This is a genomic window from Vibrio sp. Evd11 (assembly GCF_900382755.1).
GTDB classification, from domain to species: Bacteria; Pseudomonadota; Gammaproteobacteria; order Enterobacterales; family Vibrionaceae; genus Vibrio; species Vibrio lentus.
The window spans coordinates 1-26,540 of record NZ_OSDX01000057.1; the positions used below are offsets into that span (position 1 = coordinate 1).

Genomic DNA, 26,540 nt, shown 5'->3' on the forward strand with positions numbered 1-26,540 from the left:
AGTGTCGTAGGCCGTGACCAATTGTAGTGCTGTTTTCTTGTCATTTCGGTATGAGCCCTGCCCCCTAGGGGAACAGACGTAGATTTCCGTATAAGGTTAAAAATAAAGCTCCTAATTAGGTGACTAATAGGAGCTCTCGATTGCTTTCTATTGGTGAGAGGTAGAAAGCTAAAAGCTAGAAATTGAAGCTTGCGGTAACGCGTACTACGTCTTCTTCAAATGGTGTTGTGCCACCTGAACCATCAGGCACCATTGCAGAATCATTGATCTTACCGTAATCCACCGTTAAGCCTATCATGCGCCAGTTAACCGTTGTGCCTATTGAGCCATAGACATTGTCGATATTGATGTCGTTAGATGCTGAGTCGTCAAATCTCACATCCGCATTCAGATAGTTAATACCGATCTTAGGGATAATATCGAACTCAGCGATTTCAAATTTGTAGCCAATGTTGGAGTATAAGCCCCATGCATCTTGTGAGTTTGGCTCATTTAAATCTACCGCTTCCGTTCCTAATGAGAAACCGCCACCGACAACGATGTTGTTCGACAACTCTTTACTATAGCCGAAGCTTGCCAGTTCTTGATTTCCGATGAAGGTCACACCAGCTTCGATAGAGTTGTCACGGCTATTTGCGAATGCAGACAATGACATACATACCGTTGAAATTACGATGGCTGGTAAAACGAAGGTGTTCTTTTTCATGATTCTCTTTCTCATTTGGTTAAGATGGAAAAAGTTTACAAAAGAACGAGACTCAAATATGAGTCGCGACAGAGTCAAGAATGAGCTAAACAAGAACTGGCAAAAGTCCCCTACAGGTGAATCGGTGTAATTTTCCGTATCAAAAGAGATAACGGCGCCCCTTTCTATATGGATTGAAGAGTCGAGGCGATTTTGATGTTAAGTGTTCACCTATCCTACGGTGAGAAATCGACTTTCGACTTCATTTGAGGGGATAGGCCTACTGAACAAGAACCCTTGAAGGTAGCGGTAACCACAGTCGATGAGGAACGGTTTTTGTTGTTCTGTCTCGACGCCTTCAGCCACCACTTTTAACCCCAATTTGTCACAGATTGCATGAGCTGCTCGGACAATCGCTTTACTCCCTTTGTGTGAACCGTGGACAAAGCTTTTATCGAGTTTAACCGTGCTAATTGGCAGGTCGTGCAACATAGAGAGAGAAGAATAGCCGGTCCCGAAATCGTCGAGGTGAAGCTCAACACCCAGTTTCGATATATCGTTCAGTGCTTGCCTAACTTCACCGTGTTTGAAAATCATTGAAGATTCCGTGATTTCAAGGGCAATGCTTTGAGGGTTGATATTGTAGAAGTTAAGCATTGCCGACAGCTGTTCAGCAAAGGTTGCATGCATCTGAATACTCGAGATATTGATGCTCATCATCAATTCACTATCAAACTCCCGATGCCATATCGATAACTGCTTGAGTGCTGAATTGAGCACCCATTTTCCTAGCGGTACGATTTGACCTGTTTCTTCCGCTAATGTGATGAATTCATCAGGGCCAATGTTACCCAGTTCTTTGTCTGACCATCGGAGTAGCGCTTCAAACCCTTTCACCTTGTCATTGTTGATATTCATGATCGGTTGATAATGCAGATTAAGATCGTCGTTTTCTAAGGCTTGAGTCAATCGATGGCGGATTTCTACTTTCCGATGAAGGATCTGCGCTAAGTTAGGGGTGAAAGTTTGGAAACGATTTCGACCATTCGCTTTGGCAATGTGCATTGCCATCCCTGCTTGTTTCAGCAACGACTCTTGATCTACGGCATTGTCTGGGAAATGTGCCGTACCAATGCTGCAACCCACAGACAAGGTGCCAATCCCTCTAATATGGAAACTGCGGTTTAAGGCATCGATAATACGCGAGCAAAGTAACGGGATGTTGTGGTTTCGGCAGGTGTGGGCGATCACGATGAATTCGTCGCCGCCAAATCGACCAATCATGCAGGTTTCATCAACGAGCTGTTTCAGACGTTCACCCACTTGTTTGAGTAGCTGGTCGCCGACATTGTGTCCATAAGTGTCGTTAACCAGTTTGAAGCCATCAAGGTCAACGAACATCAACTCAAAGGGGGAGCGATAGGCGATACTGGTTTCCAGAAGGTTGGTGATGCCACGACGGTTATAAAGCTCAGTTAAGCAGTCGTGCTCCGCGTTGTATCTGGCCTTTATCAGCTTCTCTTTTTGTTTGGTGGTGCAAGTCAGCTCTAACAGCAGTTCACTCTTATCAAATAACCACTTTCCCTGTACATCAAAATGATGCGCTTTATCACCAATCTGGCAGCTAACTTCTTCTAAAATCTCTCGGCCTTTACGTGCTGAAAATAACCATTGGTCGGCTATTTCTTCACTTGAAACGAAATCGGAGAGGGTGGTAAACGGTGATCCATAGTTTTGGGAAAATGCAGAGTTAGCACTCACTACCGCTCCCGATCTATCAAACAAAAGGGATAGGTTAGAGCCATCAGAGCAAGCGAGGTCGTGCTTTAGGCTGCCTTCTTCAGCGATGACCTGTACCAGCATTCCGGTACGGCCATCTGGTAATGGGATCCCAGAGAACAAACACAGCGCCCGCTTAGCAATGTACTTGGGTGTGAAGTTCCACCATGTCTTGATGCTTTCATCTCGTAAAAACTGTCTTTGATACTCTTCAAGAGTGGCTTCTATCGCCTTGGACATCTCGACACTAAAATCGCGCGATGTCAGTTCAAATAAGGACTCAGACTCCCAGAGAGGGAGGGCGCTGCTATTTGCCCAAGTTATTCTCTTATTATCAATGTCATATATCCAAATTGGACACTGGAGATACTCGAAAGGTTGATAACTTGTCATCATATTGAACTCGGTGAACTGATATTTGGGGCGATCGATGCCTACTGAACTCATACATTCAGTAGGCCGCTGATCAAATTGGAATCTGGCTTTTTAACCGTCAGTAGAAGACGATTTTGAAATCAAAGCTGTGGTGGTTAGCAGCAGTGAAAGCGATTTATTCATCTTAAAGAGAACCCAGTGATGACGTGATTAATGCTTATATGGATTCAATTTATTAGCTGGGTGAATGGTACGTGAAGAGCCGATCGCTTAACAGGCGTTGTCGTGTGCTTAATAATGGAAAACACTGGTTAACTAATAAGGTAATCGATTTCTTTTGATTGTAAGTTCATTTGAGCGGTTTTTTAGGCCGCTAATCTATTCATTTTCAGTGCTATTAACTGATATGTACTGGGTATGTGGGTAGTTGATTTGATTGGAATTTGTAAACGCTTTAAATGTAAGTGCGCGTAAGAAAATAAAGCAAATGTAAGCATTGGATGAGTATGTAAAGCCCTAAGAGTGATTCCTCCCGTTGAGTTGGGCCTTCATAAACTAAGGCGTACGGGTTGTTGAACGATGTGTTTTGTAAACGTGTATGTACAAAAGTGATTACAATGTTTTGCGTACGGTAAACTAAAGGCTCTAATAACAACATTGATGATATATGACCAGTATATATACTGCCCTCGCTTTTAATAAATACTGGTGATAGGAATGTCGAAAACCAAAGTGCTCATTGTCGAAGATGACCAAGAGATCGCTCGTTTAACGACGCTTTATCTCGAAGCGGAAGGTTACAATGTCAGCGTTGTTCATGATGGGAATTTAGCACTTGAAGCGATTCGTAATACTGAACCTGATCTTGTTCTGTTGGATCTGATGTTACCAGGTTTGAGTGGTGCTCAAATTTGCCGCCAGGCTCGTGAATTTTACAACGGAATCATTTTGGTGCTTACCGCTTCAGCAGATGAGATGAGTGAAGTTAGCTTATTTAAATTTGGTGCAGACGACTACGTGACTAAGCCTATTCGCGGACACGCGTTGTTAGCTCGCATTGAAGCCTTGTTGCGTAGAGCTTCGCCTGCGGTTGAAACAATGGATACTGGTACTGAAAAACAGTGTGATATTGTCATTAATACTACGGCTCAAAGTGCCACGTTATATGGTCAAAACCTCAAGTTAACCTCTGCTGAATTTGAAATTCTCAACCTTCTTGTCAATAACATCTGTCAGGTCGTGACTCGCGATCAGTGCTGTCAGCTATTCAGAGGGATTGATTACGCGTTTAATGATCGTTCGATTGATATGCGAGTTTCAGGATTACGTCGCAAGCTTCGTATACATGCAAAAGACAAACAGTTGATTCGTACGGTTCGTAACAAGGGGTACATGCTGGTTGCGTAAGTTTATTGTTACCAAGTTTCGTTCGGTTTCTATGTTCGCTCGTTTATACCTCGGTATAGTCATTGGGATGTCGGCGACGATCTTCTTGTTCTTGAATCTTGGTGAAGGGCATATGCGAAGAACCGAGATAGAAACGTTTCTCAACGATGGTTCTTACTTTGTTGAACAATATATCCGCCAGCGCAATCAAGAGAACTCGCTATACCAAGAACTCGATAAAACAGGCTACCAACAATTTTATATCTTCAATTTACGCCTGTTAGAAAATTGGTCGGGAGAGGCTCCTTGCCAAAAATGCGAGTTGTATACAAGGTTAAATGGTGTTCCGATTTACCTCAGCGAGAACAATCTCTATTCGGCTGTATTTCAACTGCCCAACTCCAAATTTAGCTTTGCATTTAGCGAGGTAGGGGATTTCTTCTCGCCTGATATTGAATGGTATGAGGATTCTGAAAGGCATTTCCTATTAGGGCTACTGTTGGCAGTTATCGTGGCGATTGGTGCAAGTGTTTATTTACCGGTGAGACGCTTTCAGGAAAGAATCGAGTTACTCGTCGAGAAGCAGAAGCAGTTTGGTCGAGGTAAGTTGAGTACCCGTTCTAGTATGGATGAGATACATCCAGTGTCTGATCTTGCTTGCAGCTTTAACGTCATGGCTGAAGAGATCGAAAGTAAAGTTAAGCAAAGTCATATCTTCGCCCAAGCCATCCCACATGAAGTTCGTACGCCGTTGAGTCGTATACAGCTAGCAACGGATCTATTGAGGAGAGGGGCACCAAGTCATCATCAAGCATTGTTTGACGACATTGATAGTTATATTGAAGACATCAACGAGCTGACCTCAGAAATTATCATGCTGTCGAAGTTGAACGTGATGGATAACTCTTTCTTTGAGTTGGTGAAAGTGAGAGCGGATCTTGCTGAGTATTGCTTGGATAGGATTCGTTACTCGGAATTAGACAACATCATCTTTGAATCTAAGATAACGCGAGACTTCAATATTAAATGCGATTGCATGATGGCTCGTTTAGTGTTCGATAATATTCTCAAGAACGCGGGTAACTATACACAAGATAAAATCTGGATGACTCTGGATGAAAACTCGGAGAGTTGGCTGGTGGTTATTGAAGACAACGGTTCTGGGATTCCAGAAGATAGACGCGATGAAGTCTTTCTGCCATTTTCTCGCCTAGATTCAAGCAGAACGTCGAGTACGGGAGGCTCGGGGTTAGGGCTTGCGATTGCCATTTCGGCGGCTAAGAGGCTTGCTTGGGATATCAAGACCGATGACAGCAATCACGGCGGCGCAAAATTCAGTATCGTGATTCCTAAGGTCGTATAACTGGGTGCTTTAAGATCTATTTAGGCTCGTAAAATAACAAAGCCACGGTCGAATGCCGTGGCTTTGTTATTTTTAATCTACAGGTGTTTATCGTGAACTTGCTAGCTACTCTCTAGAACTTTCAAATAGCTATCGCTTATCGTTTATCTCTTTGAACGATGCAGGCCATAAATAGCGTGGTCGATGATGCGACCATTCAAGTTCTCGTTACAAGTGATGATGCCTTCCAATGTAAAATGTAAGCGCTCACAAACTTTACGACTACTCATGTTCTCAGTAGCGGCTGATATTTCAATCTTTTCCATATCTAACTCATTGAAAGCAATATCAATCAGTTTTTGAACCACACGAGTGACGATGCCTTTGCCTTGTTGAGTCTGTGACAACCAATAACCAATCGTTACTTTCTTGGTATTGTGGTCGATGGTATTGAAGCTGCAGTTACCGACGATCTTTCCTTGATACACGATGGCACATGTCATGCTTTTCCCTTCAGCATAATCGTGTAATGAGCGTTGGATGAAAATCCTAAAATCTTGCTCTGTTTTACAGTGCGGTGGCCATGCTAACCACTGGCTAAGATACTCATTTTGGCTTTGTGAATAGTCAGCGTAATGGGCAGCAAAGCTTTCTTCGACTAATGCGATGGAGAGTTCTTCGTCTATAACAGTTTCGAACATACGTGTTTTTGTCCTCGGTTGGTTTGAAAATGTACGATTAACAGCAGGATATAATGTCGCATAATAAACAATATGCAACAACTTGTATCACGAATATTACGTGATACGTTAGTTCTATCACGAAACTCATTAAACCTTACAATAGTTGTGTATATAATCATTAACTATGCATTAGTATTGGCAACCTAAATATATAAAAACTATAAAAATGCTAGGCTTAACTAATGAATCAACATTGCCAGAATGTAACCGTAGATCTTAGAAAGGCTCTATTTGGTATTGCGAAGGCGCTTGATAACGTCGGTTTTGAAAGCAAAAATCATGGACAGAGGGTGGGTTACATCGCGTATCGATGTGCTCTGAGTGTCGGGTGGGAAGAAGAGCAGGCACAACTTGCGTTCTCATTGGGGTTAATTCACGACTGCGGCGTATCGCAAATTGATGAGCAGCTCAGCCTGACCTCAGGGTTTGTTCCAGATGCGAGCTACCACCATTGTCAAAAGGGCTACCAAATCCTAAAAGAGTGCCCGGTTCTTTCTATATTCGCTAAGCCGGTGCTTTATCACCATACCCCTTGGCTTGAGCTTAAAGCGATGCCGATCAGTGAGTTAGAAAAAGAGTTGGCTGCGATTGTCATGCTCGCAGATCGAGTAGACTACCTTTACGGCATCACTTCTTCAGATCGGTATGGAAACCTGACACCGGATGGCAAAGCGAGCATTATTGAACGTTTGACTGAACAAGCGGACGAGATGTTCGAAACCAATCTGGTGCAACATATGTGTGAGTTAGTCGATCTGGACGATTTTTGGTTTTCGATGGAGATTCCTTACATTGAAAACATGCGGGACAACTTTGAACCTGTGCCGTTCTTCTCTCAACAAATGTCGCTGGATGAAACCGTGGCTTTTGCCGAATTCATTGCCAATGTGGTTGATACCAAGAGTTCATTTACCTTTAAGCACTCTTTGAAGGTTGGGCAACTTTCAGAATATCTCGCCAAGCAGTTGGGTTATTCATACACAACTCAGCGCAAACTCTATTTAGCAGGGCTAGTTCATGATATCGGCAAACTGCAAACACCTAATGACATTCTTCATAAGCCGGATTTGCTGACCGAAGAGGAGTACTGTTGTATTAAGCGACATGCAACGGATACTCGATTTGCACTGCAAGAGTTGTTTAGTTCTCCTCAGGTTTGCCAGTGGGCATCCAATCATCATGAAAGATTAGATGGTTCAGGTTATCCGATGGGCAAAACGGCAGAAGATTTGGATCAACCGAGTCGGATCGTCGCTGTGGTGGATGTATTCCAAGCATTATCTCAGTCACGTCCGTATCGTGCGGGTATGACGTTAGAACAGACGATGGCGATTTTGAGAGACCATGTTGAAAACTATAAGTTAGATAGAGAAGTGTTTGAATGCCTTGAAAAACACGCGCAATACTGCTTTGAATTATCGACCGATAAAAGAATGTTTGCGTTTTAACGATAGTGAATGCTTATTGGTTGTGAGGCGTTGGTGTGATGCACTTGTTAGTCGTGTAATTGTAAACCATATATTTTTGTAAACCACGTATTGGCAAGTCATGTTAGAAGATAAATGACTAAGCACCAGAACCAGAACCAGAAAAGCGATAGCCGAGGCTATCGCTTTTTTAATGGGGCTTTTAGGAGATAAACATCAGCAGGAGCTAAAGGTTAAGACCTAAAAATTGAAGCTAGTATCGCTTTAAGATCTCGATGATCGCTTGCTCTGTTTCCGCTGCGATAATGGCATCAATGTCATCATCATTTTGGAACAGTTCAGACAGCGCCATAATAGTATGGATGTGGCTATCTGAATCCATGGCTGCTAGAGTGATTGAAAGATAAACGTTACCGTTGTCTTCCGACTCTAAATCAACACCCTTCTTGAATACTGTCACTTGCAGTGATGCTTCGTTTACACCATCTTCAGGGCGAGCATGAGGCATCGCAATCTTTGGTGCAAGCACATAGTACGCGCCAATATCCTTGTGCTTTTGCTTGATAGCTTCAACATAGCTTACTTCTATTTTGTTGCTCGCTAGCAGTGTTGAACATGTCACATCAATCGCCGCATCAACCGTTAGGTTTTCTTCAGAGTTGATGATAACGCCTTGGTTACCAACTAAATCAAACAGGCTCATGAAACAATCCACCCTAGAATCAGACCAACCACACCGAAGTCGAAGTCAGCGAATGTTGTTGCTTCAAGGCCAAGGCCTCCCAGTACTGGAAGTAGCAGCATTGGTAGGAATGAAATACACAGACCTTGCGTAAATGAACCTAGGATTGCACCGCGTAAACCGCCAGTTGCGTTACCGTAAACACCAGCCGCGCCACCAACGAAGAAGTGAGGAACTACGCCCGCTACAATGATTGTCCAACCAAGTGCACCTTGTACTGCCATTGCGAGTAGACCAGCACCGAAAGAACATAGGAAGCCGATAAGTACTGCGTTTGGCGCTACTGGGAACACCATAGGGCAATCAAGAGCAGGTTTTGCGCCCGGTACTAGTTTGTCCGAAATACCTTTAAATGCAGGAACGATTTCAGCAATCAGCATCTTCACACCTTGCAGTACGATGTAAACACCACCCGCAAAGATGAGAGATTGCATGAAGGTGAAGACAACCCAGTTCTGACCACTTGATACCGTTTCTACAAACTCACCGCCAGCAATAATAGACGCAAGCATGAAGAAGATAGCCATGGTTGTTGCTACTGCAACTGGCGTGTCACGTAGGAACATCAGGCTTTTAGGAACTTGAATGTCTTCCGTTGTTTTCGATGTGTCACCGAACTTGCTACCAATGAAACCAGACACGATGTAAGAAAGGGTAGAGAAGTGACCGATAGCCAGTTGGTCTGTACCCATTACTTTTTCAGTGTACTTCTGGCCTAGTGCAGGCATCACAACCATCAGTGTGCCGACAAGAATTGCACCAATAGCGACTAAAACGGTTCCTTCGATGCCAGCTGAAGACAGAATAACTGCCACTAGCATCGACATAAACATGGTGTGGTGACCCGTTAAGAAAATATATTTTAAAGGAGTTAAACGAGCCAATAAAATATTCACAACGAATGCAAAGAACATGATTAGAGCCATTTCATAACCGAATGCTTCTTGTGCTAATGCCACAATCGCTTCGTTATTTGGAATAACACCATGTACACCAAATGCTTCTGTAAATACAACTGAAAAGTTATTTAGAGCGCCAACAAGAGCACCAGCACCAAAACCTAAAATTAGGAAACCCATTACGGTTTTAATTGTGCCTTTTAGAATGGTAGAAATATCTGCTTTCTGTGCAACAAGGCCAATAAAAGCAATTAAACCTACCATGATCGCTGGCTCTTTTAATAAGCCGAGCATGAACTCGAAAAAGTTTTGCATAATTTTGACCTTACATGAAAGTTTTTAGTTGTTCTTCGATTGATGCTTTGTCAAAAATATTTTTAAGGCTGATGATGTTCTCTTTTCCGCCTTCTTTTAGTTGGTTTGCAACGTCTGTTGCTGCTACCCAAATATCAGCATTGCTTGATGCTGCAGATGATAGATCTTCGTGATCAACTTCTGCTTCGAAACCGATTTTTTTAGCTACTTCTTTTACTGCCATTTCCATCATAAGTGAAGTACCAAGGCCGTTACCGCAAACTACAAGAATCTTTTTCATAATATTTGTCTCAATTGGATTTTAAGGGTTGAGAAGCTTCGTTCTCTTATTGTGTGAGAGCATAGTAATGGAAATATTGAGATTTCAATAAGACTTGCATCACAAAGTCAGAATGAGATTGTGATGCGGATCTCGTTAATTTGTAGCAAAAATCCAGAGTGAGACTTTGATCAAATTTAACTTTTCACTCGAATATGCAACGTATTTTATTGAGAAAGACAGGGCTTATTTTATTTGGCTATCGGAATGTGAATATTGTGGAGTTTATAGTGGAATTAATACACTAATCGTATCGACCGTAGTCGGTAAGCATCTTCTTAAGCATATTATTAACGTCTTTGGTCTTTTTATTTCTTTTGGTTAATTGACTCAGAGAGGTTGGTTTTGGCGTCTCGGTTTTTTCATTGTCGATTTCTTCTACTTTATCTTTCATTTTTTGCACAGCGGGTAATAACATTCTAATTTCTTCGTTATTAGCATTTGTGAGTACGACAATATTTTCAGATTCAACTTGAGTGATGGTAAGAATGCCATGTTTAACGGATTCAACTTTTTCACCAATCATAATTGATTCAGGCGCAACAGAACGATCGGTAAGTTGACCTGTACGTAATTTCGCCGCACTGATAGCGCGGATATTTCCGGTATTTTCAAACGCGACAATAACAGTATGGGTATTATAATATTCAACTACTGTCACATAGCCATGTCTATTTGTTTTGAATTTAGCTCCGTTCGTCATGTCGTGTGGAGCGTCCATTTTCTTCACGTGTTTCCTCTCCTAGTCTCGAAGGCCGTTATATCTAATCAGCTCTATTGGAATTTTATAGATAATTATTTTGTGAGATCAAACAAAGTATATACGTATCTAAACTCAAGATGAATATTGAAGTGTTCGGAAATGAGGTAGAGCACAGAAAAGCTTAAAGAATGACACAGAATTAACCGAGTGATTACTCGATTACTCTTAAAGATTTAACATTCCAAAATCAATCTCATACAGATTGTTTACAGCTTTTGAAGCACGTAGATGATGATAAACACCGCGTTTTGTTTAATCCTTGACCGCGCGAACGTTTGCGTTAAGAAATGTGATGAAAGTCTCACTTAACTGTTTATACTTCTTTTCCGGTTTTAAGCCGGTGCTTAGCCAATACAAGCCGTCACATGGATATGTGAATGACCCCACGGACCGGACCAGCTACGTTCCACTGCTTGTATAAGGTGATTTTTTACATGAACAACTCGTTGTCACACTCGCTAACCTTGTTAGCTCCTTCATCGCGTAGCGTTTTGCTTGCGGTTCTTTGTCCTATTCCTTTGATGTCATTTGTTTGGCTCATGTTCACTCTTTAAGGATTACTAGGACACATTATGAATATTCTATTTGGTCTTGTCGGTGTTATTGCACTGATTGCTTGCGCATGTCTGTTATCTGAGAGTCGCTCTTCTATTAACTGGAAAACCGTGTCTCGTGCATTGTTACTTCAAATTGGTTTTGCAGCCTTAGTGTTGTATTTCCCATGGGGACAATTGGCACTAACGAGCATGAGCAATGGTGTTTCAAGCCTACTTGGTTTTGCGGACGCTGGTATCGCTTTCCTTTTCGGTGACCTTGCTACTGATGGTTTCATTTTCGCGATTCGCGTACTTCCTATTATCATCTTCTTTAGCGCTTTGATCTCGGCACTTTATTACTTAGGCATCATGCAAAAAGTGATTCAAGTTCTTGGTGGGGCAGTGCAAAAACTGCTGGGCACCAGTAAAGCTGAATCTTTGGTTGCGACAGGTAATATCTTCCTTTCTCAGGGTGAGTCTCCTCTTCTTATTCGTCCTTTTTTAAAGTCTATGACTCGTTCTGAATTGTTTGCTGTAATGGCGGGCGGTATGGCGTCGGTAGCGGGCAGTGTGCTTGGTGGTTATGCTGGTTTAGGTGTTGAACTTAAATACCTTATCGCAGCAAGCTTCATGGCAGCTCCGGGTAGTCTGTTAATGGCGAAGATCATTGTTCCTGAGCGCAGCACACCAAGTGACTACGACCATATCGAACTCGATAAAGCTGACCAAAGCAACGTGATCGATGCACTGGCAAGCGGCGCAATGAACGGTATGAAGGTAGCGGTAGCCGTTGGTACTATGTTGATTGCATTCGTGAGTGTGATTGCCATGGTCAACACCGGCCTAGAAAGCTTAGGTGAGACGTTCGGTTTTGCGGGTATTACGCTGCAAGCTATCTTCGGTTACTTGTTCTCGCCTTTAGCATGGCTGATTGGTATCCCGAGTGATGAAGTATTAATGGCGGGTTCTTACATTGGTCAGAAGATCGTAATGAACGAGTTTGTTGCTTTCATCGATTTCGTTGAGAACAAAGCTCTGCTATCTGAACACAGCCAAGTCATCGTGACGTTTGCTCTATGTGGCTTTGCTAACATTGGTTCTATCGCAATTCAGCTGGGTTCAATCGGTGTTATGGCACCAGAGCGTCGTGCTGAAGTTGCTAACCTAGGTTTGAAAGCGGTAGCTGCTGGTACGCTAGCAAACTTAATGAGTGCATGTTTAGCGGGTATCTTCATCCTGCTTTAATCTAGATTTAGCAAAAACAGCTAGATTCACTAAAAGCGGGCACCTTACTTACGGAGTTTACGTAAGAAGGGTGTCCGCTTTTTTGTGCCTGCTCGTTAAGCTTATTCGGACTTAACCACTTCTCTCATTATTTCTATTACGTTTCAGGCTCACTCGGAAGAGTAATAGAGCCAGTGCCTTTTATCCGATATACTTGAATATCATTAGGTTGCGATTAAGAACATTCGATTTCGATTAAGAATAACGGCAACCAAGTCCAATTAATCAAGGGTCTTCCCATGAATATGCGCGTTCTCATCGGTCTTATCACCACCTTCATCGGCTTGTTTGCGATGGTTTATCTTATTGCTGGTGGTACTCAGTTTCCTATCTATCAGTGGCCGCAAGAAGCGTATCTCGGTTTGGTGTTTAGCGTAGTATGGGGCACTGGCGTCGCAGCATCGGTGGCTTATGTCTTCTCAGCTTTGGTGTTTGTGACTGTCGCAGTGGTTAGCTATGCGATTGGTTATAAGATCGGTGGACTCTTCTCAAGCAAGTCACAAGCGTAAATCAGAAGTTTAAACGTACGCTCTATGTATTTTCTTTTAGGTTAACGTTCGCCTTAACCCTCCCTTAACCTCCAGCTCGTTATCTTGTCTCCATTCTTACAGGAGACAAGAAGATGAAATTGAATCTTCCTTTAAAACATTCCGTTATCGCGCTCGCTCTAATTGGTTTGATCGGTTGTACTTCAACCAGTCAGGCTGATTACGTATCGCTAGCCGAACAAAATACTAATCAGACACAACAAAGCTTACTCTCAGAGCTGATTCAACAGGCTTCTAGTGATCAAGCGTCTACTCAACAAGATCGAGACCCTGAGAACCTGCAACTCACTGACCTCGTTAATGCACCAGAACTCGATCTCTATATCGAGCGTGCTCTGCAGAACAGTCCAAGCCTCCAACAAAGCATCACAGCACTCAAAATAGCCTATGCACAGCAAGGTGTGACGTCTGGCGATCGCTTACCAACCGTAGATGCGAGCTTTTCAGGAAAAGCTGACGAAGGCACCAACGGTTCAAGCACCACTGAAACCTATACCACAGATGTGACGGTTGGTTGGGAGTTGGACCTATGGCAGAAACTAGCAGACACAAACAACGCCGCTTTAAAAGACATTGCGACATCTCAAGCTAACCTTCAGGGCGCTCAAGATCTTTTGGTCGCGAGTGTGATGAGAGGTTGGCTTGATATCAGTTTGAAACAGCAGCTTGTTGATATTGAAACGCAGCGCTTAGTGATTCTAGAAAACAACGAAGAACTTGTTCTAGAACGTTACCGAGCAGGGCTAGGTAGCCTTGAAGATTTAGATAACGCGAAAACCAGCAGCGCATCGACTCAGGCGACTTTAGCTGACTACCGTGAGCAACTTGCACAAAGCCGACGTGAATTAGTTTTGTTAACTGGGCAGTGGAGTGGCGAATCTGACGAGTTATCGCTTACTGAACTTGGTTCTTTCCCAACCATCATTAACCCGCTAGATAACATGCCGACACAAGATCTGGCAGGTCGTCCCGATCTTCAAGCGGCTTTCTTCAATATCGAAGCGGAAACTCTGCGCGCTGATGCTGCATACAAAGCGATGTTGCCGTCTATCAGCTTATCAGCAAGCCTAACTGACATGGCGGACTCACCGAGTGAAGCCTTGCTGACTGGACCTTTGTGGAGCGCACTTGGTCAAGTATCAGCACCACTGTTTCAAGGTGGCAAGCTTAAAGCACAGGCTGAGATTGCAGACCTAACCACAGAAACCAGTTACTGGGCTTACCAAGAAGCACTGCTGAATGCGGTGAATGAAGTGGAAAATGCGATGGGACAAGAGTCGTCACTAACACTTCAGCAGCAACACCTAACGAACGCCTTGGTGAGCGCACAACGCAGCTTCACCAGCTATGAAGAGAAGTACCGTCAGGGTTTGGTCGACATTTTTGATCTACTTTCTGTTCAACAACAAACCTATGACCTTGAAGCGCAGCTAACACAAACCATTTATAACCGTCTCGTAAACCGAATTGATTTAGGCCTAGCTCTGGGCTTGGGAGTATCTTCATGAAACTGAATACCATCACAATCGCCATCACTCTAGTAGCTGGTTCAAGCATCTTTGCAGCCCTTGCTTACAACGGTTCTCAAGTGTCTCCTGCTCCAGAAAAAGCCAATGAACTCACGGTTTCAGAACCTCAAGCTAAGGTTGTTGACACTAATTCTATTGAAACGACAACTTTGCCTACTGCATCGCAACAGCAACAAGTGTCAGTGGTACTTGCCACTCTTGGTGACTACCAAGCAGAGGTTGTGGGTTACGGGGAAGCGAAGTCACGTTATGAATTGATGTTTTCGACGGAAGTTGGCGGCCGAGTAGAAACAATAAGCTCACAGTTTGAAACTGGGCAAGTGATAAGCCAAGGCGAAGTGATCGCCAATATCGATTCGACCAGCTACCAACAAGCGGTAACGCAAGCAAAGGCGAATGTTGCTCAAGCTCAACTGGATTTATTGGAAGAACAAAGACAAGGCGAGCAAGCTAAGTCTGAATGGCAACGTTCGGGTTTGTCTGGTGAGCCTGACTCTCCATTAGTATTACGTGAGCCACAACTGGCACAAGTAACAGCAGCTCTAGAGAACGCCAAGCTTGAATTGGTCAAGGCTCAACAAGACCTCGAAAAAACAACCTTGGTTGCCCCTTTTGATTCGTTGGTCGTGAGTCGTGATGTTCAACCGGGAAGCTACGCACAAACGGGCGCACAGATCGCTACGTTATACAGCATCGACGAGGTTGAAGTTTCTGTTCCTCTTTCTGAAAACCAATGGTTGAGCCTACCCAACAGCGATAACACGCAATTGAAAGAGCAGCCGTGGCCAGTAACTCTGTCGAGTTCTGATGGCCAATACCAGTGGCAAGGCTATGTCGAGCGAGTAGAGCAGCACTTACAACAAGACACGCGTCAGCGTTCACTGATCGTAAAAGTCGATAACCCTTTGGAGCAAGAGAAAGATCTTTATCCAGGCACGTTCGTGCAAGCCACTATTTCGGGCAAGCAACTCACTCAATTGTGGGAGCTTCCGGCTTCAGCTCTTTCTCAGCAAGGCGACCTATGGTTCGTAGATAATAACAGTCAGCTCTCTAAATCCAACGCGGATGTTGAGTTTGAAAAGGGCGGTTTGATTTACATCGATCCTACCAAACTGAACGTGGAAATTGGCGACAGTATGCAAGTGGTAAAGCGTCCGTTAAGCAGTTTTAAAGCAGGCATGGTCGTTCTGGCTAAGGCGGAGGGTTAATCATGTCAAACAAGCAGCATACAGGCGCTATTGCATGGTTTGCTAACAACTCTGTGGCAGCGAACTTATTGTTAGTGGGCGTGATCATTATTGGCGTGTTATCGCTTAACACGTTACGTAAAGAGGCCTTCCCAAGTCTTGAACCCGATGTTGTCACAGTTTCAGTTACTTATGACAGTGGTGACCCAGTTCAAGCAGAAGAAGGTTTGGCGATCAAGATAGAAGATGCGTTAGAAACTGTGCCGGGTATTAAGCGAATTACGTCTACTTCTGATGCGAACGGCAGCCACGTCTCGATTGAGAAAACGAGCACCTATGATCTTGATACCCTGTTAACCGACGTTAAAACTAAGGTTGATGCTATCAATAACCTGCCTGCGGGCGCTGACAATCCTGTGATTGATAAGGCTCGCATGCAAGACCACGCCTTATGGGTACAGCTTTATGGGGATGCAGATCGAGCAACTTTACAGAGCTTAGCCGAGCAACTTAAGTCGGATTTACTGAGCCAATCGGCGATTCGTGACTTAGAGATTAAGGCTAAAGCCGATCCAATGATCTCGGTCGAGGTTGATGAGAATAAACTTCAAGCTTATGGATTAACCCTGACAGACGTCTCTGAAGCGATCAATGCGGAATCTTCTTCGGCTATTTCGACGAGCCTTCGTAATGGCGAAAAAACAGTTCGTTTGAAGGTGTCTGAGCAGGCGTACGAGATCCAAGATTTCAACGCGATTCCGGTGATGACGACGACTGATGGTACCCAAATTACACTGGGTGACATTGCCAACGTTGAAGACATGTTTGCCGACGATACTTTCATGCTTTCTCGTTATAACCAACAGAATGCGATGGCGATTCAAATCGTGATGGATGAATACGGAGACGTCGTCAGCATCGTTGAACAGGCTCAACAAGTGGTAGATCGCTGGGAAAACAGCAACATGCTACCTAGCGATGTCGAAATCGAAACTTGGTACGACAAAAGTACCATGATCAAAGATCGCTTGAGCCTATTGGTGAAGAATGCGTTAACGGGTATTGCTCTGGTATTCATCGTGTTAGCGGTATTCCTAAACGTGCGTGTCGCTTTCTGGGTAGCAACGGGTTTACCGTTCGTATTCTTTGGCACCATGTTCTTCATGACTGACACCTTTATGGGGCTAACCATCAATGAAATGACCACCTTTGGTTTCATCATGGCGCTTGGAATAGTCGTCGATGATGCGGTGGTCGTCGGGGAAAGCATTTACTCCACGCGTAAGGAAGAGGGGGACTCGATAGGCAGTACGGTTCGAGGCACCATGAAAGTGGCATCACCGACCATATTTGGTGTGTTAACGACGGTTGTTGCCTTCTTAGCACTCGCTAATGTTGAAGGCAAAATGGGGCAGATTTACGCTCAATTCGGCACGGTTGTGACTATCTGTTTGTTGCTGTCTTTAGTTGAATCTAAGTTCATTCTGCCATCACACCTTGCACACATTAACACTAAGCGCAGTGAGAAGAAGGGGCTGTGGGCTCGTGTTCAACATGCTGCAGATGCTGGGTTAGGTTGGTTTAATAAGCGCATCTACTGCCCTGTGATTGAATGGGCGCTGAAACTGCGTTATGCCGTAGTGATGGTTTTCTTATCACTGCTTATTTTGGTTGCTGGGTTGCCAATGACGGGTGCGGTTCGTGTGGCTTTCTTCCCTGATATGCCGGGCGATACGGTAACTGCTGATATGTCGATGCAAAACGACGCGAGCTTTGGTCAAACACAACAAAACTTGTTGGTGCTTGAAGCTGCGGCAGCAAAATCGGATGAAACTCTGAGAGCGCAATACGGTGCTCAAGGTGAACCATCTGAACTGCTTAGCCTTCAAGTTATCGCTGATGCCGATGATTCGGGTCAAGTAAGAATTGAGCTCGACAGCAACAGTGTTTACACATCCAATGAATTTGCAGATTTGTGGGAAGAAAACGTTGGCCAAATGGAGGGCGTTAAGAAGCTTAAAGTCTTGTCTAAAATGGAGATGGTCGACAACTTCAAAGTTGAACTGAAAGCGTGGAATGAAGAATCAGTAACGGCTGCGGGCAATGAGTTCTTAGCTAAACTGCAAACCATTGATGGTGTGAGTGGCATTGACCACAACTTGGACCTTGGTGAACCTCAGTATCGCTTTGAATTAACACAACAAGGTCGCGCATTAGGTTTTGACACGGCAAGCCTTTCACAACAAGTGTTACAAGCGTTTGGTGGCGACATTGTTCAGCAGTTCCAACGCGGTAAAGATGAGGTGAAAGTTCGAGTTCGATACCCAGAGTCCGATCGTCAAACCATTGCTGACATTAAGCAGTCTAGCGTGAGAGCCAACGATGGTACGGTTGTGCCTTTGAGTTCGGTTGCCGAAGTACATTCAGATTACCAAGTATCAGAGATTACTCGTATTGATAGTCAGCGCGCGGTTTACATCAGCGCGGTATTAGATAAAGACTTAGTGGCTCCTGCTGAACTTGTGCATCAATTACAACAGGATTTAGTACCTAATTTAGAAGCGCAATACCCAGGGTTAACGGTCGACTTTGCAGGCGAAACGGAAGAGCAAGAAGAGACAGCCAGTTCCATGATGAGTATGTTTGTGCTCGCGATGATCGCTATTTACACACTGCTTGCTATCCCGCTGAAGTCTTATATACAGCCAATGATCATCATGACGGCGATTCCATTTGGTATTGTTGGCGCAATCTTAGGGCACTGGTGGAATGACTTAACAATCAGTATCCTATCGTTAAACGGTATTCTAGCGTTGAGCGGTGTGGTAGTGAATGACAGCTTGTTGTTGGTTTCTCGTTTTAACGAGCTAATCAAAGAGCAGGGTAAGTCGGTTCACGATGCGATTGTTGAAGCGTGTTCTGGTCGACTAAGAGCCGTACTACTCACATCGGTAACAACGTTCGCAGGTTTGACGCCATTATTAAGTGAAACGTCTTTACAGGCTCAGTTCCTGATTCCAGCGGCGGCGGCGCTAGGCTACGGTATTTTGTTTGCGACCTTCATTACGCTGATTCTTACTCCATCGTTATTGATGATTCAGTGTGAGATTAAGTCGCTTATCCTTAAAGTATCGAATCGAGTCAAAGGCGTTGAGCAAACGGCTTAATAATGGCTAAGCTAATGATATCTAGGTTGATGATTGCTGAGTGAGGCTCAGCAACCGCGGTCTAGGTTCATTACAGTTAAGGCTCTATAGGCTAGCGCATTACAGAAGCGCGCATTACCAGCCACAATACAATTAACAATAGAGGTCGTCATGATGGCAGAATCCGTCACCAATAAACTCACAGATAAGCTTCAATTACTTTTGGTTGAAGACGACCTTGATTTAGCCACTGCTGTTATTGATTACTTCGATTTAGAAGACATCCAATGTGATCATGCTGCTAATGGATTAGCAGGGCTCAACTTAATCGAGAGTAATCGATATGACGCAGTGATCCTCGACCTTAACTTGCCAAAAATGAACGGATTGCAAGTGTGTGAGAATCTCAGAGCACAAGGTATTGATACGCCAGTATTGATGCTCACAGCACGAGACACCCTCGATGATAAGCTGACCGGTTTTTCAAAAGGGGCTGATGATTACTTGGTGAAGCCCTTTGCAATGGAAGAGCTGATTGTTCGCTCTCTAGTTCTGGCAAAACGTCGCAGTGGTCAGGTGAGTCGTTTATCGGTGAGCGATCTAGAAGTCGATCTGAAACAACATCAAGCGTTTCGAGCGAATACTCCCCTAAAACTCTCACCTACGGCTCTGAAAATATTAGAAATCCTGATGCGTTCTAGTCCCAATCCGGTATCACGAGAAACCATCATGCAGGGCGTGTGGGGCGATGACCAACCAGACAGCAATAGCTTAAAAGTGCATATCTTCAATTTACGTAAACAAGTGGATGCTGAACAAGCCAATAAACTGCTGCATACCATTGCGGGCAAAGGGTTTGCGATTAAGGAGTTACCAGAAGGATGAAGATTAGACCAAGTTTAAGAATCTACGTTTTGCTGGCGATTTTGGTTACGGGCGTAACGACGATTTTGGTTCTATCAGCATTGAGTATAAATTACTTTATTTCAGGTATGGACGTAGCTATGCGTGGCTCTATGATTGCTCAAGCTCAACAAGATGTTGTCAAGCCGGGCAAGCCTGTGACCAATCAAGAGTTTACGGTTGCAACGCAATGGGGCGATTTACCACAAGGCATTCAAACTTATATTGAACAGAGTAACGTTGAGTTAAATGTCATCTCAAAAAAGGTTCTTGGTAAGTCAGTCTTTGCACCGCCAAAAGAAGGTTACTTTGTCATGAAAGTGATGAAAGGAGATGAAGTGCGCTACGTTTCGGCTGTGTTTGACCAAAAACAAGACCACTTCTTAGAAGACAAAGCACTGCCTCATTTTGTGACAATTTTTCTGACGGCGTTAGCTGCGATTGTCCTGTTTTTCGCTATTTTAGTGTTGATATTACGTAAAGTGGCATCGCCTGTTGAACAGTTAAAGAATTGGGCTAAGTCGTTAGATAAAGATAACCTCAATGAACCCACTCCAGATTTTCATTTTAGTGAGTTGAACACCTTGGCTAGTATCATTCGTGATAGCTTGAGTTCGGTTCAAAGCAGCTTAGAGCGAGAGCAGAAATTTCTGGGTTACGCGAGCCATGAGCTACGAACGCCCATTGCAGTCACAAGAACCAATAGTGAACTGTTAGAGAAGCTGATTCAAAAGGGTAAGAGTCCGGAAAAGCAATTAGAAGTTGTCGACCGAATCAAGCGTGCGGGCTTTACCATGACAGATTTGACGGAAACCTTATTATGGCTTACTCGACAACAAGACAAAGACCTGCCTCTTGATAACATTCATCTTGGCGATATGTTGCAACAGATAAACCACGACTTGACCTACTTACTCAATGGGAAACCAGTTACGGTTAGCTTAGAGAGTGATGAATCACAATATCAGCTACCAGCCGGCCTAACACGCATTGTGCTGACCAATTTGATTCGGAACGCCTATCAGCACACAGGGAATGGCACTGTGGATATAGTCCAAAAGGGTTCAAGAGTCGTTATTGTTAATTGCAATACGGATGGCTCAATCGAAGATAATGAATTAGGTTTTGGCCTCGGCTTAGAGTTAACAGAAAGGCTACTCGCACAATATGATTGGCAATACCACAATCAAGAACACGCTGGTGGTCGAAAAGTTCAGGTGGACTTTACGTAATGCACTGGCGTGATCGTTTTAAGGTGTATTGGTACCATCGAAAACAGACTAACCGCTCGAATGGTGACAAGGCTAAAGCTCTAGGTTGGACGAGCGAAGAGAGTCAATTGTGTCGCTTTGAAGTGATCGCTCGTTCGGCTGACTTCGAAAGGAAGAGTGTCTTAGATTTGGGTTGTGGCTATGGTGAGCTGTTTGAACTGCTCGACAGTATCTATCGAATTCAATCGTACACCGGCGTTGATCAACACGCAGACTTCCTAAAAAAGGCCAAGCAAAACTACACAGAACAACGCTGCCAGTTTTTATCGGGTGACATGAGTAAGATGAGCCTCGAAGCACACGATGTGGTTATCGCCAGTGGTTCGCTCAATTACAACTCACGTGATTCAGATTACCTTACTGATATGATCACTCGCATGTTTGATCTTGCGAATCATACGGTGATCTTCAATCTGCTGAACTCAAGTTATTATCCATCACGAAATACCTTAATGAGTTACCATCCTCAGGGCGTCTATCGATTCTGTAAAACACTCTGTGACGATGTTTCCTTGATAGAAGGATACGCAGAAGGGGATTTCACGATAGTGATGAACAAAGTCTGCCCCTGAACTTAAACCTAAGCCAGAATGAAGCGTTGATGTGGTAAGAGTGAAAAAGCCGCAGACCTTGAGAGGTTTGCGGCTTTTTGGGTTTTATAGATGAACTCTGGAGTTTCTATTTACTCAATGGTTGGTTTTCAATTAGCCCATATGGAATCGTAGTAAACACTTTAGGATTGCCTTTTAACGTCGGTGCTTCGTTTACTTGTTGCCAATCGAGTAACATGATCGCCAACACGTTGCGGTGTTCGCCGTACTCAAGGTCAAAATCGCCTGTGATAGAAGGGATCATGCCATGTTCTTTGTCGATAGAAGCTTGGATAGCGAGTTGTGTTTTTTCGACAACAGGGTCATCTTCTAAGCCAGCTAATAAGAAGGTTAATCCAACCTCTGCAATCACATCTTCTTTAGCGCGCAGCAGAATGGTATCAATGTTCTCTCTGAAGTAATCGTAGATCCATTGGTGTTCTTGTTCGCTTACTTGATGTTGGTAATATTCTGAATCACCAAAGATCACATGTGTCATGCCATAGATTTTATTGCCATATTGCTGACTTGAAAGCTTCCTGTCTTGCGAATCTGGGTAGGCTTTTTTGAAGGTTTCGACAAACTCATCAACCACATCTTGCTCACCCAATTGGCGTAGCCAGTAAACTTGATTAGCGAGTTGGGCTGCCCACGCTTTCACCATATCTTCATTGGTCACGTATCGTGAAAAGTCGTAACGACGAATAATCTCACGAAGTTTGGCATCGTTCTTGTGCTCTAAACCGTATTCATTGGCTCGCGCCATAGAGCCGAGTAGGTCAACACCGAGATAAAGGTATTCTGGCATGTGCTTGGTGATGTTGTAACGGCGCACACTGCGTTCATCGTTGTCGCCCACATACGAAGCTACGCGCTTTTCTGAGTAGAGTACGATTTGTTCCATGGTTTGAACGTCATTCGACAGGCCGCTAAGCTTACTAGCAACACGTGCCATGTCGCTCCATACGGCGGCGGAATACTTATCGTCTAATGTTTGTCGATACATACGTAAACCATAGTGACCCTCTTTAAATGCAGCCAGAGTGTAAAGTTGGCTTTCGTAGGTTGTGCGTATCAGATCGGCAGACTGTTTAAAAGATTGTTCTTGAGAGTTGAGATCATCAGCTTGTGATTGAACACTTGGTACGCTTGTTGCTTGTTTGTTCTCTTGTATGTTAACACTCTGTTGTGTGTCAAAAGCCGTTTGCGTATCAGAAGTAGCTTGTGCGTGGACCGCAACTGTAGCGGAGGCTGATAACAATGTGCACAGAGTTAGCGTTTTTAGCTTCATGTTCGTAAGGTACCAAGAGCTGATTGATCGTAAGTATAAAATAACACTGATGAATCCTTCAGTGTAAGGTTTGGGTCAATACAATGTAAGCTTTATAAGGTTCATTAAGGCTTTTTGATTTAATAATCAGTGTAGTTAACTAACTATGAAGTGATGAATCGCTCAATAATGAAATGAGACCCGACGCAAAGTGTGGATTTTTAATAGCTTGTCGGCATACTGAAAGAATTAGCCAGAAATGAGCCGATTCAAGGCAGTAGACAGAACAAATGTGTTAGAGGTTCGTAAATGCCAAGTGGTTCGAGTAAGCAGTGGCCTGCCAAATTATTATCTTTGTTGTTGTTCTTGGTTGTCGTGACAGCCATAGAGGTTTTTCACGCCAAGCAATTAACTTTCCTCAAAAATGAATCATATTCTGAGGCAAAAAAGCAGCTTTCCATCATTCGATCTCGTATAGAAGCCGCTATCGTATCGGATATGTATATCCTCAATAATTTCTCCACGCTTGTGACGATAAACCCAGAAAGCGATATGAAAAGCTGGGACAAAATAGCCGAAAACATCATTCGAGATGGATTTCACATTCGAATTATCGGGCTCGCCAAAGATGACATTCTTAATTTCGTTTACCCAATGGAAGGTAATGAGCAGATTCTCGGTACTAATTATCGTGATTATCCAAACCAATGGGAATCTGTTGAGATAGCTCGAAATATTGGCAACACTTTTATTGCAGGGCCTTTTGAATTGCTTCAAGGTGGCCAAGCCCTCATCACGCGAACTCCTATCTTTCGAGACCCGCCTTTTAATCAAGACTATTGGGGTGTATCTAGCGCTGCTATTGACTTAGCTGAACTGTTTGAAGATGTCGGAATTGGGAAAATCGAGAACAAGTACGAACTTGCGATTCGTGGTGCGAATAGTTCAGGCAAAGATGGCCCTATTTTCTATGGTGAACAACACGTATTTGCTAATGCGTTTGCCACTGAGCAAGTTAACTTCCCTTATGGAGGGTGGTTCTTAGCGCTATCAGGGAACGAACATGTGTTGATGGATGTGCCTTGGTATCGAATACACGGGGTTAGGCTGGTGGGTTACTCCATCATGCTTGTGTTAGCGGTTGCATTCTTTACTATTTATCGTCTGTACCGCATTGCAGACAGCCGCTCTATGCATGATGAGCTTACCATGCTACCGAATCGTCGATACTTCATGTACAGCCTTCGGCAGGCATTTACCACGACTCAAAAGCAGAGAGCGAGAACCTTTGCGGTTGTAAATATCGATCTCGATGGGTTTAAAGCAATAAATGACACTTATGGTCACGCGGCAGGCGATCAGGTACTGATCGAGTGTGCTAACCGCATAAGAAGTGAGCTGCGTGTTTCAGATATCGTCGCAAGAATAGGAGGGGACGAGTTCTTAGTCTTGTTGCCACGCATCATCGATGATCAACATGTATCGTCGATTGTGGCTAAACTTCGAAAGGCGATATGTACGACGCCAGTTGTCTACGAGACACACTCAATTTACCTTAGAATTAGTGTTGGTTGGGTTATTCATGACAATAACTACGATGATGTCGATGCGCTCTTGAAAGCAGCTGATGAAAAAATGTACGAACAGAAGCGACAAGTTATGTAGGTTGAATTAGAACTGTGATTAGAATTTAGTTGCTGAATGTGGGGAAAAGCCTCAGAATACCGCGCTTTGCTCCTTATCAATTCTATTGATGAGCGAAAGCTGTAGCAACGACTTCTTTCTGCGCGTTGCTCATACTAAATGTTATTCAACTGAGAAAATAATCTATGAGTTTTACCTCCCTTGGCCTTTCTGAACCGATCCTTAAAGCTATTGAAGCACAAGGTTACGATAAGCCATCACCAATCCAAGAGAAAGCCGTACCAGCTGTCCTAACGGGCAAAGATGTAATGGCCGCTGCTCAAACAGGTACAGGTAAAACTGCTGGCTTCACGCTACCTATTCTTGAAATGTTATCAAAAGGTCCTCGCGTACGTCAGAATCAAGTTCGCGCGTTAGTACTAACACCGACTCGTGAGCTTGCTGCGCAAGTGAATGGCAGCGTAGTTAAGTATGGTATCAATCTACCTTTGACTTCTACGGTTGTGTTTGGTGGCGTGAAAATTAATCCTCAGATGCAAAAACTGCGTAAAGGTAGTGATGTACTGGTGGCAACACCGGGTCGCCTACTTGACCTATACAATCAAAATGCAGTGCGTTTTGATCAGCTAGAGATCCTTGTGTTAGATGAAGCTGACCGCATGCTAGACATGGGTTTCATTCGCGACATCCGTAAGATCTTGGCTTTCTTGCCTAAAAAACGTCAGAACCTACTGTTCTCAGCAACGTTCTCTGATGATATTCGTGGTTTGGCTAAAGGCTTAGTAAACAACCCAGTTGAAATCTCAGTAAGCCCTGCAAACTCAACGGCACCAACTGTTGAACAGAGCATTTATCCAGTAGATAAAAAGAAAAAAGCACCAATGCTCGCTAAGCTGATCAAAGATAATGATTGGCGACAAGTGCTCGTGTTCAGCAAAACGAAACACGGTGCGAACAAGCTTTCTCACTTCCTTGATGAGCAAGGCATCTCTGCGGCACCTATTCATGGCAACAAGAGCCAAGGCGCGCGTACTAAAGCCCTAGAGAACTTCAAAACGGGTAAAGTACGAGTATTAGTGGCAACAGATATTGCAGCGCGTGGTATCGATATTCCGCAACTGCCTCAAGTAGTGAACTTCGACCTTCCAAACGTATCAGAAGATTACGTTCACCGTATTGGTCGTACTGGCCGTGCTGGTGAAGTGGGTAAAGCAATTTCATTGGTATGTGCTGATGAAGTGGGTGAGCTATTTGGTATTGAGCGCCTTATTCAGCAAGTCCTGGAGCGCCGTGAACTTGAAGGTTTTGCACCGGTAAACAAACTGCCTGAATCTCGTTTGGATTCACGTCCGATTAAGCCTAAGAAGCCGAAAAAGACACGTGAACACTCTGATGGTCAACGTTCTGGTGAGAATGCTCGCGGACACAAACCAGCAGGCAAGAACAAGCGTCATGTTTCTGGTTCAGGCTCTGCTCCCAAGCGTAAGCCAAATACGAACAAGCCTAATTCAGGTAACAAAGGCTCTGACAGCAACTCTGCAGTTGCTGGTGATGATAAGTCTGTAAGAAACAATGGTAGCAACTACAAGCGCGGTAATTCTGCTGGAGGCGCTGAGAAGAACACCAATTCAGGCGGCCAAAACGGTGCTGGTAAGCCGAAGAAATCAGGTTACGGTGGTAGCTATGGCCCTGGCCGTTCATCAAGCCAATCGGCGTCTAACAAACCTTCTGGCAATAAACCTTCGACGAACAAACCGTCTGGTAATAAGCCATCTAGAAATCGTTCTAAGCCTGCTGCTCAAAACTTAACAACCACCTACTAAAGTAGGTGGGTTAGTATTACGGACTGAAAGTCCG

General features: G+C 43.9%; 21 protein-coding genes. 13 read left to right on the forward strand and 8 right to left on the reverse strand.

The features are described 5' to 3' along the window. Positions 1 to 175: 175 nt before the first annotated feature. Together ED652_RS18780 and ED652_RS18785 are read right to left on the reverse strand one after the other, a co-directional pair. A complete protein-coding gene (locus tag ED652_RS18780) occupies positions 176 to 706 on the reverse strand; it encodes a hypothetical protein (RefSeq protein ID WP_102282079.1) in 531 nt (176 codons plus the stop codon). A 210-nt stretch (positions 707 to 916) separates the two neighbouring features. Further along, complete coding sequence (locus tag ED652_RS18785) at positions 917 to 2,911, reverse strand: bifunctional diguanylate cyclase/phosphodiesterase (protein WP_122055779.1); 1,995 nt, start codon at positions 2,909 to 2,911, stop codon at positions 917 to 919. 645 nt (positions 2,912 to 3,556) lie between these two features. On the opposite strand from ED652_RS18785, the gene ED652_RS18790 reads away from it, so the two are divergent. Both ED652_RS18790 and ED652_RS18795 read left to right on the forward strand, forming a co-directional pair. Further along, positions 3,557 to 4,246 carry a response regulator transcription factor gene (locus ED652_RS18790; protein ID WP_099166512.1) on the forward strand — a complete coding sequence of 230 codons (690 nt, stop codon included), beginning with the start codon at positions 3,557 to 3,559 and terminating at the stop codon, positions 4,244 to 4,246. Then, positions 4,239 to 5,588, forward strand: a complete 1,350-nt coding sequence (locus tag ED652_RS18795) for a HAMP domain-containing sensor histidine kinase (RefSeq protein WP_122055780.1) — start codon at positions 4,239 to 4,241, stop codon at positions 5,586 to 5,588. Before ED652_RS18790 ends, ED652_RS18795 begins: the two co-directional genes overlap by 8 nt. Positions 5,589 to 5,731: 143 nt before the next feature. Here the strand turns inward: ED652_RS18795 and ED652_RS18800 are convergent, their stop codons facing one another. Next, positions 5,732 to 6,268 (reverse strand): GNAT family N-acetyltransferase, encoded by a 537-nt coding sequence (locus ED652_RS18800; RefSeq protein WP_076667851.1) that lies wholly within the window; start codon positions 6,266 to 6,268, stop codon positions 5,732 to 5,734. A 224-nt stretch (positions 6,269 to 6,492) separates the two neighbouring features. Between ED652_RS18800 and ED652_RS18805 the strand changes: the two genes are divergently transcribed. Next, positions 6,493 to 7,758, forward strand: coding sequence for an HD-GYP domain-containing protein (locus ED652_RS18805; RefSeq protein WP_122055781.1), 1,266 nt, complete (start codon positions 6,493 to 6,495; stop codon positions 7,756 to 7,758). Positions 7,759 to 7,990: 232 nt separating this feature from the next. On the opposite strand, the gene ED652_RS18810 is transcribed toward ED652_RS18805, so the two are convergent. The 4 genes from ED652_RS18810 to ED652_RS18830 all read right to left on the reverse strand — a co-directional run bounded on the left by ED652_RS18810 (position 7,991) and on the right by ED652_RS18830 (position 10,733). Further along, entirely contained in the window at positions 7,991 to 8,440 is a 450-nt protein-coding gene (locus ED652_RS18810) for a PTS sugar transporter subunit IIA (protein ID WP_162929963.1), read from the reverse strand. Then, entirely contained in the window at positions 8,437 to 9,693 is a 1,257-nt protein-coding gene (locus ED652_RS18815; protein ID WP_017110802.1) for a PTS ascorbate transporter subunit IIC, read from the reverse strand. Before ED652_RS18815 ends, ED652_RS18810 begins: the two co-directional genes overlap by 4 nt. 10 nt (positions 9,694 to 9,703) lie before the next feature. Beyond that, positions 9,704 to 9,973 carry a PTS sugar transporter subunit IIB gene (locus ED652_RS18820; RefSeq protein ID WP_009845707.1) on the reverse strand — a complete coding sequence of 90 codons (270 nt, stop codon included), beginning with the start codon at positions 9,971 to 9,973 and terminating at the stop codon, positions 9,704 to 9,706. Positions 9,974 to 10,256: 283 nt separating this feature from the next. Next, positions 10,257 to 10,733, reverse strand: coding sequence for a hypothetical protein (locus tag ED652_RS18830; protein WP_099166514.1), 477 nt, complete (start codon positions 10,731 to 10,733; stop codon positions 10,257 to 10,259). 614 nt (positions 10,734 to 11,347) lie between these two features. Between ED652_RS18830 and ED652_RS18835 the strand changes: the two genes are divergently transcribed. The 8 genes from ED652_RS18835 (at position 11,348) to ED652_RS18870 (ending at position 21,751) form a co-directional block, all read left to right on the forward strand. Further along, positions 11,348 to 12,556 carry a NupC/NupG family nucleoside CNT transporter gene (locus tag ED652_RS18835; RefSeq protein WP_017110799.1) on the forward strand — a complete coding sequence of 403 codons (1,209 nt, stop codon included), beginning with the start codon at positions 11,348 to 11,350 and terminating at the stop codon, positions 12,554 to 12,556. Positions 12,557 to 12,834: 278 nt separating this feature from the next. Further along, a complete protein-coding gene (locus ED652_RS18840; protein ID WP_102282071.1) occupies positions 12,835 to 13,104 on the forward strand; it encodes a hypothetical protein in 270 nt (89 codons plus the stop codon). Between the two features lie 113 nt (positions 13,105 to 13,217). After that, positions 13,218 to 14,651 carry a TolC family protein gene (locus ED652_RS18845; RefSeq protein ID WP_122055783.1) on the forward strand — a complete coding sequence of 478 codons (1,434 nt, stop codon included), beginning with the start codon at positions 13,218 to 13,220 and terminating at the stop codon, positions 14,649 to 14,651. Then, positions 14,648 to 15,880 carry an efflux RND transporter periplasmic adaptor subunit gene (locus tag ED652_RS18850; protein ID WP_122055784.1) on the forward strand — a complete coding sequence of 411 codons (1,233 nt, stop codon included), beginning with the start codon at positions 14,648 to 14,650 and terminating at the stop codon, positions 15,878 to 15,880. Before ED652_RS18845 ends, ED652_RS18850 begins: the two co-directional genes overlap by 4 nt. A gap of 2 nt (positions 15,881 to 15,882) precedes the next feature. After that, positions 15,883 to 19,026 carry an efflux RND transporter permease subunit gene (locus tag ED652_RS18855; RefSeq protein ID WP_122055785.1) on the forward strand — a complete coding sequence of 1,048 codons (3,144 nt, stop codon included), beginning with the start codon at positions 15,883 to 15,885 and terminating at the stop codon, positions 19,024 to 19,026. 153 nt (positions 19,027 to 19,179) lie between these two features. Next, the gene (locus ED652_RS18860) at positions 19,180 to 19,890 is read left to right on the forward strand and encodes a response regulator transcription factor (RefSeq protein ID WP_122055791.1); all 711 of its coding nucleotides are present in this window, start codon (positions 19,180 to 19,182) and stop codon (positions 19,888 to 19,890) included. Beyond that, complete coding sequence (locus ED652_RS18865; protein WP_122055786.1) at positions 19,887 to 21,140, forward strand: HAMP domain-containing sensor histidine kinase; 1,254 nt, start codon at positions 19,887 to 19,889, stop codon at positions 21,138 to 21,140. The genes ED652_RS18860 and ED652_RS18865 overlap by 4 nt, the downstream gene beginning before the upstream one ends. Beyond that, a complete protein-coding gene (locus tag ED652_RS18870; RefSeq protein ID WP_122055787.1) occupies positions 21,140 to 21,751 on the forward strand; it encodes a class I SAM-dependent methyltransferase in 612 nt (203 codons plus the stop codon). The genes ED652_RS18865 and ED652_RS18870 overlap by 1 nt, the downstream gene beginning before the upstream one ends. Before the next feature lie 106 nt (positions 21,752 to 21,857). Here the strand turns inward: ED652_RS18870 and ED652_RS18875 are convergent, their stop codons facing one another. Beyond that, positions 21,858 to 23,060, reverse strand: a complete 1,203-nt coding sequence (locus tag ED652_RS18875) for a DUF3541 domain-containing protein (RefSeq protein WP_122055788.1) — start codon at positions 23,058 to 23,060, stop codon at positions 21,858 to 21,860. 288 nt (positions 23,061 to 23,348) lie between these two features. Here ED652_RS18875 and ED652_RS18880 point away from each other — a divergent pair, with 288 nt between their 5' ends. Then, positions 23,349 to 24,704, forward strand: coding sequence for a diguanylate cyclase (locus ED652_RS18880; protein ID WP_122055789.1), 1,356 nt, complete (start codon positions 23,349 to 23,351; stop codon positions 24,702 to 24,704). 164 nt (positions 24,705 to 24,868) lie between these two features. Then, on the forward strand, positions 24,869 to 26,506 hold the full coding sequence (locus tag ED652_RS18885; RefSeq protein WP_122055790.1) for a DEAD/DEAH box helicase: 1,638 nt from the start codon (positions 24,869 to 24,871) through the stop codon (positions 26,504 to 26,506). Positions 26,507 to 26,540: the final 34 nt, after the last annotated feature.